Source organism: Capnocytophaga felis, assembly GCF_009684755.1.
In the GTDB taxonomy this organism is placed as follows: Bacteria; Bacteroidota; Bacteroidia; order Flavobacteriales; family Flavobacteriaceae; genus Capnocytophaga; species Capnocytophaga felis.
Genome location: NZ_BLBC01000005.1, coordinates 817958 through 833046 on the forward strand (window position 1 = coordinate 817958; position 15089 = coordinate 833046).

Sequence of the window (15089 nt, forward strand, 5' to 3'; positions counted from 1 at the left end):
CAAAATGAAAAAATTATTTTTTTTAACCGTATTTGCAGGAACAATGGTTTCTTGCGATAAATATTTGGATATTGAACCAAAAGGATACGTAATACCTAGCACCATAGAGGATTACGATTTATTGCTCAATAGCATAAACACCATTTCTAATGAAGAAATTTTGGCTCTCACAGCAGACGATTACAAGATGTATAGCTATGATATTTCTGCATTGGTGGACACAAAAAATCCTGATAGCCAAAGTTTTCAACTGTTTTCTTGGGGAAAATTTCGGTTTTATAACCCAACGTATTCTGTTAGTGCTTGGAACGGTCCGTATAGTAACATCTATACCTGTAACAAAATCATCAACGAGGTAATGCAAGCGGCTCCTGCTCTGAGATATTCCGAAACGGACAAACCACAAATACAGGCGGAAGCGTATTACAACAGGGCATTGGATTATTTTTTCTTGGTAAATATTTTTGCCAAAGCTTATTCTGCTTCGGCAAATTCGGATTTGGCTGTTCCGATTGTTACTATTGCCGATGCTACGCAAACGACTTTTCCTAGGGCAACCGTGGCTGAGGTTTATGATTTTATCATTGCTGATTTGGAAAAAGCCCTGAAAAATCTGCCATCTAAATCAAAGGGGATTGTACGTCCTAATATGGGATCTGCCTATTCATTGTTATCAAGAGTATATCTTTATAAAGGGGATTATGAAAAATCATTGGAATACGCCAATAAGGCTATTGATTTTAAAGGAACTTTGCAAAATTACGTGAATTCTACCCGAGAAACGATAGGAGATGACTACCGTCTTGAACAATATTCTTCGCGATATTTTGGAGGAACAGCAGGATATCAAGGGGCATTGAGCGATGAACTTAAATCGGTTTTAAGCACAACCGATGATTCCCGCTATTACAGTTTCTACCAATCCTATCCTGGCTATGGTGACTTTAAGATAACATATAAAATCACACCCAATGCAGGAGCTTCCGTAGGGGAAATGTACGTAACGCGTGCCGAATGTTATGCACGTTTGGGTAAAAAAGACTTGGCAATTGCCGATTTGAATACCTTACGAGCTAAACGTCTTAAAGAGCACACTCCTTCACAAAATGCTGATTTTACAACAGATAAAGAATTAATAAAATTCTGTTTGGAGGAACGAAGAAGAGAAACATTTATGTCACATCTTCGGTTATTAGACATAAAACGGATGAATTTGGAGCCTGATTTTGCCATAACTCTTGTAAAAGAATTTCAAGGAGAAACATATAAAGCTGAACCAAATTCCGGAAAATTGGTATTGCCCATTCCAGCACAAGTATTGAAATTTAATCCATCTTGGAAAAATAATTGATTTTTTATGATGAAAAAAATAAGCGTATTTTTTGCTTTGGTTATGGCAATTGCCTGTAGCACACCCGAGAAGAAAAATAATTTGCTTTCGGGGAAAGTTTCTGGAAGTGCAAATGGCAAACTGTTAATTAATTTACCTATTGAAGGGAAATATTTTGTAGGTAATAATCAGGAAATCAGTATTCAACCTGATGGAAGTTATTCTACAGAAATTCCAACAGAAACAACAGGAATGATTTTATTGTACAATCACCTTACACCTGCTTATCTATTTGCTGATAAGCAAGGAGAGTATGTCGTGAACTTTCAGGGAGAGATGGTTACCTATGATTCCAAAAACGAGAAAATGTTCCGTTTGTTCAATGACTTAGGATTGCTTGATGATGTTCGTAGTACGGTAGATGTGGAGCAACATACTGACTTGGAGAGCAAAACCAAGTATTATTCCGAATTATTACAGCGTAGAAAAGAAGTTTTGGATAAAGCTCGTGAGGAATTAGAAATTTCAGATGTAGCCTATCAGAAGTTGAAAAACCTGTTGGAATTGAAGGTAGCAGATTTGCAATCGGCTGATTTTTTCTTTACTTTCCGACTTTTTTACGAGCAAAGTCCCGAAAAAAATAAAGAATTTGCCGATATTTATTTGAACACTTGGGAAGAAACGTATAAAAAAGCCTTCGAAAACTCTGATTTTTCAGCTTATGACGGACAGATAGCTTTCCTTTCTCGTTATAAAATGCTTCAAGATATTAAAAATACGGGAACATTGCAATTTATATTATCTGATAAACCCTATTTTATCCAAGAAATTGACTTTTTCAGAGCCAATTTACCTCAAAATTTGGTTGAATACGCTTGGGCAAACACAATGTACGAAGGGGTAATGCAAGGAAAATTTGAAAAAGATTGGATTACAAATTTTGATGAATTCAAAACGCAATTTCCAAACAGCAAGTTAATTGATTTGTTAGTTCCGTATATAAATAAAGTTGTTGAATATCATAGCAATGATAAGGGTTTTGCCGTAAATTTTGTAGAAAACTATGAAAATATTAACACTTTAGACGAGCTTTTTGCTAAATACAAAGGAAAAGTGTTATACATTGACTTCTGGGCAACTTGGTGCGTTCCTTGTCGTAAAGAATTGCAATATTCTAAGGAAAATCATCATACTTTAGAGGAAATGGGGGTAGTTCCTATTTATCTTTCTATTGACCAAGACAATGCTGATAATCAATGGAAAACGATGATTAAAAACTTGAAATTGGAAGGAATACACATCAGAGCCAACGCAACATTGCAAAAGGAGCTAAGCCAGTTCGTAAAAGCAATTCCACATTATATCATTGTTGGGAAAGATGGCAAAATTAAAGAGAAAGCCGCTAAACGACCCAGTGATAAGCAAGAGTTGTTTGACCAATTGAAGAAATATTTATAACTTCAACTTTCAGTAGTTTGATTTGAATTCGTTACAGAGCTTATTCTTGATTTTTCAAAGGTTCTGTAACGAGTTCTTTTAATAGATGATTTCGTATTTCCCATAAATTAGATTACATTTTTAAAATATTTATTTTCAATTTATTGCCGATTTACATTATATAATCTAAAAATTGGACTTTTGTATTTTGCTTTCAACTTATTTTTCGTATCTTTGCCCGCGAATCCTCAAACCACTTGAGGATTTTTCGTTTTTTTAAAAATAAAGAAATTATGAGTAACGTATCGTATTACACCGCTGATGGTTTAAAAAAGTTGAGAGAAGAGCTGAATCAACTGAAAGATGTTGAACGTCCTAAGGCTTCGCAAGCTATCGCTGAAGCGAGAGATAAAGGAGATTTATCTGAAAATGCAGAATATGATGCAGCCAAAGAGGCTCAAGGGCTTTTGGAAATGAAAATAGCCAAATTGGAAGCACTTTTGGCAAATGCCAGATTGATTGATGAGTCACAACTTGACACATCAAAAGTGTTGGTGCTTTCCACAGTTAAGATAAAAAATTTGAGCAACAATATGCAAATGACGTACACTTTGGTCGCTGAAAGTGAAGCTGATTTAAAATCAGGAAAAAATCTCTGTAAGTTCTCCTATCGGTAAGGGATTATTAGGCAAAGAAGTTGGAGAAATAGCAGAAATCAAAGTTCCCAATGGAATTTTGAAGATGGAAATTTTGGAAATTACCAGGTAGATGGCTTATGGCAACAATATTTACAAAAATCATAAACGGAGAAATTCCTTGTTATAAAATCACGGAAGACGATGATTTTATAGCTTTTTTGGATATTAACCCAAATGCTAAGGGACACACACTTTGTGTTCCTAAAAAGGAAATAGATAAAATCTTTGACTTGGATGATGACTTATATCTGAAATTGATGTCTTTTTCTAAAAAGGTAGCAAAAGCATTAGAAAAAACTATTTCTTGTAATAGAGTAGGAATGGCTGTTGTAGGTTTGGAAGTGCCTCACGTTCACGTACATCTCATTCCGATTAACAGAATGGGAGAAATGACTTTCAGTGAGAAAGTAAAGCTTACTGATGATGAGTTTAAGGAAATTGTTGAACGAGTTAGGAAAGCCCTATAAAAATAGTTTTTACCAGCCTAAGTATTTCTATGTTAAAAATTTGTTAGGAATTGCTTTAAACTTGGAAAATTGGAGTCAATATTATACTTTTGGCGTTGTTTATTCTGACCTAAAAATATAGGTTTTAATTAGATAAAATTACTTGGGTTAGAAGACAATTGTAGTGTTGTAAATTTAATAAAAACTAAATAATGAAGAGAGTATTAATCTTATTTTGTGCAAGTTTTCTATTGTTTTCTTGTGCATCTAGGGATAAGGTAGCTTATTTTACTAATGCTAAGAATAACAAAGTTGAAACATTAAAATCGTATGTTTCAAGACTCCAACCAGATGATTTATTGAGCATTATCGTAAACTCCAAAAGTGATGAATTATTGAGTGAATTCAATAGAGGTTTGGTAACACTTCAGCCTTCTTTGGGGGCAAGGGTATCACAGTCAATGTTACAGACTTATTTGATAGATAAGGATGGGTACATTCATTATCCAACTATTGGGAAAATAAAATTAGGAGGTTTAACAAGGCAAGAGGCTGTAGATTTACTTACAAATGCTATAAAGCCTTATATAACGGATGCAACAATTAACCTTAGAATTCTTAACTTCAAAATAACAGTAGAAGGTGAAGTTAACAGGCCTGGTACTTACACCATAGAATCAGAAAGAATAACACTTCTTCAAGCTCTAAGCCTTGCCGGAGATTTAACAATTTATGGTAAGAGAAAAAATATTTTGATTATACGTGAGCAAGATAATCAACGAGTTTATAAAACGGTGGATATTACTTCCACAGATTTTATGAATTCTGAGTATTACTACCTAAATCAAAATGATATTGTTTACGTAGAACCTAACAAAACGAGAGTCAATTCTTCAGTTGTAGGACCTAATACAACCACAATAATTTCGTCTATTTCAGTGCTTGTAGCTGTGGTAGCTTTAATAGTGAATATAAGTAGATAATTTTTATGGATAATAGAGTAAAATTAAACTCAGAGGAAACAGGAAATTTTAATCTTATGGAGCAAATAACTCCATATGTTTCTCGGTGGAAATGGTTTGTAGCCGGAGGTTTTTTGGCCTTAGCTGCTGCTTTTTTATACTTGCGATATGCAACTCCACTTTATAAGGCATCAACAATCATTATGCTTAAAGATGACAATAAGGGTGGAACAGTTAATGAATTCTCTATTCTTTCTGACTTGGATATTGGAGTAAAGGATAATGTTGAAAATGAGGTAGAAGTATTGCGTTCCAGAACTTTATCAGAAAAAGCAGTTAAAAAACTAAATTTGAACATTTCTTATTTTCCTTTAGGAAAAAAGAAGCCGGATTTATACAACGAATCTCCGGTAAATATCACAATAGATAAGCTATCAGAAGCTTCTGAGAAAGAAACTCCTTTGGATTTAGAAATTAAAGGATTAAATGATATTGCTTATAATATTTATAATGACGGAAAGTTATTGGGGAAATATAACTACGGAGAGCCGGTTAAAAATGAAATAGGGCAGTTTGTGGTGAATAAGTCCGAGAAGCATTTTAGCAAACCTGATTTCGGTCTATCTGTAAAAGTTGATGGGGTGGAAGGGACAGCCCAAGCATACAGAAAGGTGTTAAATGTGAATTTGTTAGGAAAGAATACAAGTGTTTTGGAACTTTCATCAACAAATTCTAACAAAGAAAAGGCAAAGGATTATTTAAATACTCTTGTTGAAATTTATAATTCAGATGCAATTGCTGACAGACGCTTTATTTCTGAAAATACATCTGATTTCTTAACACAACGTCTTGATATCCTAACCAAGGAAATAGATGCTGTAGAGAAAACTACCGAAAAATTCAAAAAAGAGAATCAAGTTACAGACATCGTTTCTGAAGCGAATTTGTACACTCAAAACACAAGTGAATTTGAAAAAAGATATATAGATATAAATACTCGAGTAGAGTTGATTGATAACGTAATAAAAGGATTTATTGATACAGAGACTACGGGGAAAACTTTCCCGATGTTAGATGCTCTTACAGCAGATCCTGCACTATCGGCTGCAATCAATGAACACAATAAATTGGTGCTATCTCGTAATGAGTCAGCGGTTAACGCGGGTCCGGAGAACTTTAGGATAAAACAAATGGACGAGCAAATAAAATCGTTGAAAAAGGCGATTAAAGATAACCTTATTTTGTTGAAATCTAATTTGAATATTCAAAAATCCGATATTAGCAGACAACAAAGAGTGTTAAGCGGAAGAGTTAGCTCTGTACCTACTTTAGAAAGAGAGTTTAGGGAAATTACAAGACAACAAGGAGTGAAAGACGCTTTGTATTTGTATTTATTGGAGAAAAGGGAAGAGGCTGAAATTTCAACAGTGGCTTTAGCTCCTAATGCTAAAGTGATTGATAGGGCTTTCTCTTCAAACATTCCGGTATCTCCTAAGAAGATGATAGTTTATTTGGCTGCTTTGATTTTTGGTTTAGCCATTCCTTTTATCATCATATATCTTAACACCTTATTTGATAATAAGATAAAGGGTAAATCTGATATAGAAAAATATTTGTCTGCTCCTTACTTAGGTGATGTACCTCACACTAAATCAGATGAGAAAATCATCAAAGCCAATAGCAATTCTGAATTTGCTGAGGCACTTCGTATTATCAGAACTAATATGGATTTTGTACTTGGTAACATTGCAGATAACAGAAGCAAATCAATATTTGTAACTTCAAGTTTACCAAAAGAAGGAAAAACCTTTATGGCGATGAATCTTGCAGGAACGTTTGCTCTTTCTGGTAAAAAGACTTTGCTTGTTGAGATGGACATTCGTAATCCTAAAATAGGTCAATTCCTGAAATTACCTTCACAAGGGCTTACTAACTATTTGGCATCTGGTGACATAGATATTAATTCGGTTATAGTTAAGGTTCCAGATTTCAAAGAATTATATGTGATTCCAGCAAAAGTAGTTCCACCAAACCCTGCAGAATTGCTTATGAATCCGAAAGTTACCGAGATGTTCGATTATCTAAAAACAAAATTTGATTATATAATCGTTGATACGGCTCCGGTGAATTTGGTTGCAGATACCTTACTAACAGCCAAAAATGCAGACGCGTTTGTTTATGTAGTTAGAGAGAATCAAACAACTAAGGAAATGCTCCAAAAAGCACAAAAGTTGCATAAGGAAAATAAACTTCCTAATATGTGCGTGTTGTTGAATGATACTACGGTTAAGGCTAACGATAACTATGGTTATGGTTACTTTCAAGACAAGCATAAGAAGAAACCTTGGTGGAAACGAATCTTAGGATAAGTAAATTATAAGAATAAAAAAGCTGGCATTGCCAGCTTTTTTTATTTTCACAAAATTCCAATCAAAATAAAGTGTAACGACGAAATTCATTCTCAAAAACTTACTTCAAAATGAGATTTAAGAACTTAAAATTTTCCTTCTTTACTAATTTTGTATCTGAATGTAATGAAGAATGGAGCATTTTTGTCATTTGTAAAACGGCTTAAATGTATTTTAGCAAAATTTCCGTTAGCCATCTTTATGATATAAATCCATCCATTATTTTGAAAAACAGGAATTTTAGTACCTTGACTATAAGAAAATGTTTGCCATCCGTTGTTGTGTACTAAACTCGTTTTTGCAGCTTCTCGTTCTCCTTCAGGAATACCATTGATAATTCCGTTTTCGGTTATAAATTGCCAAAAAGACTCAGAATATCCCATAGAAATTACGGAGGAACTAACATTTTTAACAAGAGACCTACCTGCAAAAGTATATCTTTCACTATCAACGATGTATCCTTCTAAAGGGGCTTCGGTTACTTTATTAAAGTTTCTTTCCCGAGTATTAATCACACCTGATTTGGTTTTGATATCATACTGCCTAAAGGCAATATCCCACTCTTCATTTTCTGTAGTAATTCCGTTTTTTTCAAAAGAGAAATACACCCAGTCATTACCTGCAACTGGCAGATTTTTGTACTCCAATATTCCATCTTGTGGCTTGTCGAGTTCGTTTTTGTCATCTTTTTTACAAGAAACAAATGTAAGTGTCAGTAATGCCAAAGTACTTAATAAAAATTTCATTTTCATTTCAAATAGAGTTTATTAATTAATTTAATTGGACAAATCTAATGAATTTATTTAGAATAAAGATAGATTATTACATTTTTGATTTTATCCGATTAAAGTTCATTTTTTGTAAAAGAAATAAATTTGTATTTTTTCACAAAAATATTGAGAATTTATTAGTGTTAAAATGATTGTATTTTTTTGTTATATCATATAGGCTAATTACCTTTGTAACAACAAATAATTAACAAAAATAAATATTATGAAGCTAAAAAAAGTAATAATTATGATGCTCGTGATGATAGGATGTTTTCACTTTCTGTCAGCACAGACGTTGTCGGTAAAAGGAACTGTTACCGATGAGAACAAGATGCCGCTTCCAGGAGTAAGTGTTTCGGTGAAGAACACTACCCGTGGAGTAAGTACGGATTTTGACGGAAATTATCAGATTGAGGTACAGCAAGGAGAAGTGCTGATATTCAGTTCCCTCGGATTTGTAACTCAAGAAAGAGTCGTAAAATTATCGGGGAGTGGTAAATTGTTAAATATCAATATTTTACTAAAGGAAGATACACAACAACTTGATGAGGTGGTCATCGTAGGATTTGGTTCTCAAAGGAAAGAAAACCTTACAGGCTCAGTGGCTTCCGTAAATGCCAAGGTACTTGAAGCTCGTCCGGTAAATAGTGCGGTTCAGGCATTGCAAGGTGCTGTTTCGGGAATGAATTTCAATGTGGGAAAAGGTGGCGGTGAGCTTAATAATAACTTGTCTTTTGACATACGAGGTGCGGGAACTATCGGTTCCGGTTCAACAGCCAAGCCCTTGATACTCATCGACGGAATGGAAGGAGACCTCAACGCACTCAATCCGCAGGATATCGAAAGTATTTCAATCCTAAAAGATGCCGCTTCTGCTTCCATCTATGGTTCAAGAGCCCCTTTCGGAGTGGTTTTGGTAACTACCAAATCAGGAAAAGAAGGCAAGGTAATTATCAATTACAGTAATAATTTTCGTTTCAGTAATCCTACCAACATTCCCAAAATGATGGATTCTGAGAATTTTGCATACTATTGGAATGACGCCGATTTGAACTCGGGTAGCGAACCTACTTTTTCCCCCGATATCATCGAAAAAATAAAACTCTACAAAGCCGGAAAACTTTCTTACGCAACCGATTGGAATGATAAAGACAAGGATTGGAACAAGGGAGCCAAAAGCTGGGCAAACGTGGATTGGTTCAAAGAAGCGTACCGTGAGTGGGCTCCGGCTACGGAACATAATTTCAGCGTAAGAGGAGGAACTGAAAAGATAAATTACTACGTATCGGCAGGAGCTCTCAATCAGGAAGGACTGTTCAGATACAATACTGATAGTTTTGACAGATATACGTTTAACACAAAACTTTCTGCACAGATTCTGCCTTATTTACGTTTGAATTACAACGGGCGTTTTACCCGAACAGGTTATGAAAGGTCATCATTTTTGATAGGATTTGAGGGGTTGTTTTTCCATAACATTGGGCGTAAGTGGCCTACACTCCCGAAATATGACCCTAACGGGCATTATCTCTACGGAAATGATTTGGCTAATTTTGAAAACGGAAGAGCCAAAGACCGAAACGATTTAATGGTACAGCAATTAGCCTTCGTTTTTACACCGATAAAAGATTGGGTTACAAATGTGGAGCTAAATTACAGTTTGCAAAACGAGCAAAGTCACATTCCTTGGTTGCCCATTTATAAGTACGATAAAGAGGGCAGACCTGTGGCTGCGGCACTCATAGAGGATTACTTTAACAAACCTGGAGCTTCCCGTATTTATGAAAACACAAAAACAACTGATTTCTATAATATTAATGCTTATACTTCTTATCAAAAGCAACTCGGAGAGCATTTTTTGAAAGCAATGGTAGGTTTCCAGTCCGAATTACAGAAAACTCGCTTTATATCCGCTTCGCGTGAAGATGTATATAACACTAATATTCTTGCAATTGATGCAACAAGTAGCGAGAATGACAATGTGGGAGGAAATTATCAACATTGGGCAACAGCGGGTTTTTTCGGAAGATTGAATTATGACTACAAAGGAAAATATTTATTAGAAGCAAATCTTCGTTACGACGGAACCAGCCGTTTCTTAAAAGACCAACGTTGGAATACGTTTACCTCTGCTTCAGTTGGTTGGAACATTGCCAAAGAATCGTTCTGGAAAAACTTGGGTAAATTTGGCGAAAGCGTGTCCGAGTTCAAATTAAAGGCATCTTACGGAGAGTTAGGAAATCAAAATACTGATAATTGGTATCCGTTCTATTCCAAAATGAAATTAAAACCCTCTGACGGAAGTTGGTTTATCAACGGACAAAAACCCAATGTGGCGTATGCTCCGGATTTGATTTCTACTTTATTGACTTGGGAGAAAGTGGCTTCGTGGAATGCAGGTATTGATATTTCGGCATTTCGAAACAGACTTGCACTATCTTTTGAAATATTCAAACGAACTACATATAATATGGTAGGACCTGCTCCGCAACTTCCGCCTACTTTGGGAATAAAACCACCGCAGATTAACAATACGGATATGGAATCAAGAGGATTTGATGCACAAATTTCGTGGAGAGACCGTATAGGAGATGATTTTTCATACGGAATTACTTTCAATCTTACCGATAGCCGACAAAAAATCACCAAATATCCCAATGAAATAGGAAGCCTTTCAGCACCGCATTACGCAGGAAAATACATTGGAGAAATTTGGGGTTATACTACACAGGGCATTGCAAAAACTGACCAAGAAATGGCTGATTGGGTAAAAGGACATAACCAAAACCGATTGGGAAGCGATTGGCGTGCAGGGGACATTATGTATGAAGACCTTGACGGAAATGGTGAAATCAGTAATGGAGCTAATACTTTGAATGACCACGGTGATTTGAAAATTATAGGCAACAGTACGCCTCGTTACAATTATGGATTGATGCTTGACCTCAAATATAAAAACATCGATTTCAGTTTGTTTCTGCAAGGAACCGCCAAACGTGATTATTACATCAATACGCCCCATTTCAGAGGAGCCAACGGAGCAAATGCGTTTTACAAAGCTCAAGCACACGCCTTCCCTGAGCATTTGGATTATTTTCGTCCTGAGGGAACAACCAATCCACTTGGTGCTAACATTGATGCTTATTATCCGCGACCTTCCTTCACGAGAGGTTCTAAAAACTTTCATACGCAAACACGTTGGCTGCAAGATGCATCTTATCTTCGTGTAAAAAACATTCAGATGGGATACACATTCCCGCAAGATGTGATGAGTACTATAGGGGTGGACAAACTGCGTATTTTCATCTCTGTTGAAAATGCTTTCACATTTACCAAATTGGCAAAAATGTTTGACCCCGAAGCACTTGAAGCACGTTTAGGCGGAACGGGAAAAGTATATCCGCTTTCACGTGTATTTTCAACGGGAATTAGTGTAACTTTTTAAAAAACAGAACTATGAAATCAATATATAAAGTAATATTTGTAACATTGTTGACAGGAATAATTTCTTGCAATGATTTTCTTGAGAGAGAGCCGCTATCGGACATATCACCTAATCAATTCTTTGCCACAGAGGCTGATTTGGCTTCTTATACTATAGCTTGTTATAATTTCCCGACACACGCAGGTTGGGGAGCCGGAACTTTTGTCATTGATAACGGAACTGATAACCAAGCGGGGGTCAATCCTTCGTCAAGATGGAAAAAGGGAGAATGGCGTGTGCCTGCTGCCAACAACAAGAATAGACAGGGACACGAAAATGATAATGAAGATGAGTTTTCGTTTGTAAAAATAAGAAGTATCAATTATTTCTTGGAGCAAGCCGAGCCTAAAATAACAGCAGGAGAAGTGAAAGGCAATCTCGTTAATATTAATCATTATTTGGGAGAGGCTTATTTTTTGAGAGCATACGAATATTTCAAAAAACTAAGAAATTTTGGAGACTTTCCAATTATCAAAACGGTGCTTCCGGAAGACAAACAAGCTCTTATTGAGGCAGCTCGCAGGCGACCTCGCAATGAAGTAGCTCGTTTCATTTTGGAAGATTTGGACAAGGCTGTAAGTTTGCTAAAATCTGGTCCGGTTGAAAATAAAAACAGAATTAGTAAGGAAGTCGCCTTATTATTTCGTTCAAGAGTAGCACTTTATGAAGGTACTTGGCTTAAATACCACAAAGGAACTGCACGTGTGCCGGGAGGAGCTGGCTGGCCTGGAGCCAATGCATCTCATCTTTCGGGTTTTTCAATAGATATTGATGCTGAGATAAATTACTTCTTAACGGAAGCAATGATTTCGGCAAAAGCAGTGGCTGATGGTTCGTCTTTAACGGAAAATAATCACGTTCTTTCAGGAAAAGAAGTGTTTAACAATCCTTATTTTAAGATGTTTGGTGATACGGATATGGCATCTTATTCGGACGTTCTTCTTTGGAGAGGTTATAATGCGGCTCAAAATGGAGGGCATCGGGTAATGAACTATATCAAATTAGGAGCAGGTTCGGGATATACGCGCGGCTTTGTAGATTCTTTTCTGACAATCAATGGATTGCCAATTTACGCCGATGCAAATTATCAAGGTGATGTTACCTTGTCAAAAGCAAAACAAAACAGAGACGAACGTTTGCAACTCTTTATGCGTGCTCCTGGTGATTACATAACGTTGAGTCCCATTGAAGTAAAAGCAAATTATCCTGATTTCTTGATAGTTTCGGAACAAAAATCCGTTACGGGATACAACATTTCTAAGGGATTGAATGTTAATTCTAACTATCTGGAAACAATTAACTTAACTGAAACGGGAAGCATCGTTTACCGATTGTCAGAGGCGTATTTGAATTATATAGAGGCTTCTTACGAACATAGTGGTAGCCTTGATGCTACGGCACTTGCCTATTGGGGAGCTCTTCGTTTGCGTGCAGGATTACCACAAGACCCTCAAATTACCATCAACGCCACCGATTTGAGCAAAGAAAATGATTGGGCAAAATATTCAGCGGGAGAATTGGTCGATGCCACTCTTTATAACATTCGTCGGGAACGTCGTTGCGAGTTTATTGCCGAAGGAATGCGTTACGATGATTTAAAACGTTGGAGAGCCTTAGACCAAGTCCAAAATTATCAGATAGAAGGAATGAATCTTTGGGCGGAAATGCACAATGAATCTTTCTATAAAAAAGATGACGGGAGTAGTAAGTTCAAAACGCTCCCCGATTCGCAACCCAATATGTCCTCTCCTACTTTGAGTACGTATGTGCGTCCTTATCAGGTGGTGCAGGCAAACAATGTGTACTATGACGGATTTAGCTGGACACCAGCCCACTATTTGGCACCGATAGCCTACGAAAATTTTCTACTTACTTCCCCTAACGGAAGTGCCACCTCGTCCGAAATATATCAGAATCCAGGTTGGCCTGTTGCCGCCAATGGAACGCCCGAGTAGATTTTTTATATTGGCTTAAAAATAATTAAGTTATTTATTCCTTATTAATATTTTAGTGCTACTGAATGCTTCGTTCGGTGGCACTAATATTTTTTGTTTTTTCTTTTTGTAAATATTTTGGTTTAGTCGCCTTTTTTTACTAACTTTGAGGCAATGAAAATTAAAACTTAAAGTAATGGCCAAAAAAACGTATCAAACAATGGGTGAATTTATCATCCAAAATCAGAAGGATTTTCAATACTCCACAGGTGAGCTTACACGGCTTTTGAGTTCTATTAGGTTGGCATCTAAGGTGGTGAATAGAGAGGTGAACAAAGCCGGATTGGTGGAAGATATTTTGGGAGATATGGGAGAGGAAAATATTCAGGGCGAAGTACAGAAGAAATTAGATGTTTTCGCTAATGAAATCTTCATTAAAGCCCTGACGCAACGTGAAGTAGTCTGTGGGATTGCTTCTGAAGAAAATGAGTTTTTTATTCCTGTTGAATCTTCAGAAAACAGCCATTTGAGCAAATACGTGGTGTTGATTGACCCGCTTGATGGTTCAAGCAATGCCGATGTAAATGTTACGGTGGGGACAATTTTTTCTATTTACCGAAGAATCACTCCTGAGGGAACGCCCGTGCAATTGGAGGATTTTCTCCAGCCCGGAAACCGACAAGTGGCAGCTGGTTATATCGTGTACGGACTTTCTACAATGTTAGTTTACACTACAGGAAGAGGCGTAAACGGCTTTACGTTAGATCCTTCCATCGGGACGTATTACCTCTCGCACCCCAATATGCAATTCCCGAAAGACGGTTCCATTTACTCCATCAATGAAGGAAATTACGTGCATTTTCCGCAAGGTGTGAAAGATTACATCAAATATTGCCAAGCTTTGGAAGAAGACCGCCCTTATACCTCACGTTACATAGGTTCTTTAGTGTCTGATTTTCATAGAAATATGTTAAAGGGTGGCATATATATTTATCCTTCGGGAACACGTACCCCACAAGGAAAATTACGTTTGCTTTACGAGTGTAATCCCATTGCTTTTTTAACCGAACAAGCCGGAGGAAAGGCTTCGGACGGATACAATCGCATTATGGATATCCAAGCTACCACCTTGCATCAGCGTGTGCCGTTTTTCTGTGGCTCGGAAAATATGGTAAAAAAAGCAGAGGAATTTATGGCGAAATATCCCAAAGATAAACCAGTTTATTAAAGTCGTTTTATTTTCAATATTTTATTAACAACTGTTTGTCAATTTGTTAGATAGGCAGTTGTTTTTCTTTTAAGAAATCTTAGTTTACTATACTAATTTACCCTGAGGAACGATCGCAATTTTACTTCCCAATTAAAGCCTTAGTGCGATCTATTTCAGGACTGACTTGATACCAAATAGTAAGGCATATTTTAAATTAAAAACACAGCAGATTTGTAATTTAAGCTATCGTTTTTGTAATGATTGAGTACTTTTCTAATTCTTTGCGGTTATTTCCTGCTTGTTGCAGTGGAAATTCTAATTCTTCGTCTTTTCGGAACAGGAGAAAAGAAAAAATTAAGAGTAAAAAAAAATAGAAAATATTTCATAATAAACTTGTTTAAACTTTTTGA

Annotated in this window: 9 protein-coding genes and 1 pseudogene; 9 read left to right on the forward strand and 1 reads right to left on the reverse strand. The window is 36.2% G+C overall.

Translation table 11 applies throughout. From position 1 onward, the window contains the following. Positions 1–4 precede the first annotated feature (4 nt). The 6 genes and pseudogenes from GN105_RS04965 to GN105_RS04990 all read left to right on the forward strand — a co-directional run bounded on the left by GN105_RS04965 (position 5) and on the right by GN105_RS04990 (position 7242). Positions 5–1351, forward strand: coding sequence for a RagB/SusD family nutrient uptake outer membrane protein (locus tag GN105_RS04965; protein WP_155284292.1), 1347 nt, complete (start codon positions 5–7; stop codon positions 1349–1351). A gap of 6 nt (positions 1352–1357) precedes the next feature. Continuing rightward, a complete protein-coding gene (locus GN105_RS04970) occupies positions 1358–2788 on the forward strand; it encodes a TlpA family protein disulfide reductase (RefSeq protein ID WP_155284293.1) in 1431 nt (476 codons plus the stop codon). A gap of 272 nt (positions 2789–3060) precedes the next feature. Then, a pseudogene (greA, locus tag GN105_RS04975) lies at positions 3061–3535 on the forward strand (transcription elongation factor GreA). A 7-nt stretch (positions 3536–3542) separates the two neighbouring features. After that, positions 3543–3932, forward strand: coding sequence for an HIT family protein (locus GN105_RS04980; protein WP_155284294.1), 390 nt, complete (start codon positions 3543–3545; stop codon positions 3930–3932). A 191-nt stretch (positions 3933–4123) separates the two neighbouring features. Continuing rightward, positions 4124–4894, forward strand: a complete 771-nt coding sequence (locus tag GN105_RS04985) for a polysaccharide biosynthesis/export family protein (protein WP_155284295.1) — start codon at positions 4124–4126, stop codon at positions 4892–4894. Positions 4895–4899: 5 nt separating this feature from the next. Beyond that, entirely contained in the window at positions 4900–7242 is a 2343-nt protein-coding gene (locus GN105_RS04990) for a GumC family protein (protein ID WP_155284296.1), read from the forward strand. 125 nt (positions 7243–7367) lie between these two features. Here GN105_RS04990 and GN105_RS04995 read toward each other — a convergent pair whose 3' ends face one another. Continuing rightward, positions 7368–8027: an HmuY family protein gene (locus GN105_RS04995; protein WP_173014966.1), complete on the reverse strand. Its 660-nt coding sequence runs from the start codon at positions 8025–8027 to the stop codon at positions 7368–7370. 247 nt (positions 8028–8274) lie between these two features. Here GN105_RS04995 and GN105_RS05000 point away from each other — a divergent pair, with 247 nt between their 5' ends. From GN105_RS05000 to fbp, 3 genes are all read left to right on the forward strand, one after another. Continuing rightward, positions 8275–11496, forward strand: coding sequence for a SusC/RagA family TonB-linked outer membrane protein (locus tag GN105_RS05000; RefSeq protein ID WP_155284298.1), 3222 nt, complete (start codon positions 8275–8277; stop codon positions 11494–11496). A gap of 11 nt (positions 11497–11507) precedes the next feature. Further along, positions 11508–13490 (forward strand): RagB/SusD family nutrient uptake outer membrane protein, encoded by a 1983-nt coding sequence (locus GN105_RS05005; protein ID WP_155284299.1) that lies wholly within the window; start codon positions 11508–11510, stop codon positions 13488–13490. Between the two features lie 175 nt (positions 13491–13665). Then, positions 13666–14697, forward strand: a complete 1032-nt coding sequence (gene fbp, locus GN105_RS05010; protein ID WP_155284300.1) for a class 1 fructose-bisphosphatase — start codon at positions 13666–13668, stop codon at positions 14695–14697. Positions 14698–15089: the final 392 nt, after the last annotated feature.

Excerpts from the sequence above, each read along its gene's own strand:
- GN105_RS04965 (WP_155284292.1), top strand. The coding sequence starts at position 5 with ATGAAAAAATTATTTTTTTTAACCGTATTTGCAGGAACAATGGTTTCT.
- GN105_RS04970 (WP_155284293.1), top strand. The coding sequence starts at position 1,358 with ATGATGAAAAAAATAAGCGTATTTTTTGCTTTGGTTATGGCAATTGCC.
- GN105_RS04980 (WP_155284294.1), top strand. The coding sequence starts at position 3,543 with ATGGCAACAATATTTACAAAAATCATAAACGGAGAAATTCCTTGTTAT.
- GN105_RS04985 (WP_155284295.1), top strand. The coding sequence starts at position 4,124 with ATGAAGAGAGTATTAATCTTATTTTGTGCAAGTTTTCTATTGTTTTCT.
- GN105_RS04990 (WP_155284296.1), top strand. The coding sequence starts at position 4,900 with ATGGATAATAGAGTAAAATTAAACTCAGAGGAAACAGGAAATTTTAAT.
- GN105_RS04995 (WP_173014966.1), bottom strand. The coding sequence starts at position 8,027 with ATGAAATTTTTATTAAGTACTTTGGCATTACTGACACTTACATTTGTT.
- GN105_RS05000 (WP_155284298.1), top strand. The coding sequence starts at position 8,275 with ATGAAGCTAAAAAAAGTAATAATTATGATGCTCGTGATGATAGGATGT.
- GN105_RS05005 (WP_155284299.1), top strand. The coding sequence starts at position 11,508 with ATGAAATCAATATATAAAGTAATATTTGTAACATTGTTGACAGGAATA.
- fbp (WP_155284300.1), top strand. The coding sequence starts at position 13,666 with ATGGCCAAAAAAACGTATCAAACAATGGGTGAATTTATCATCCAAAAT.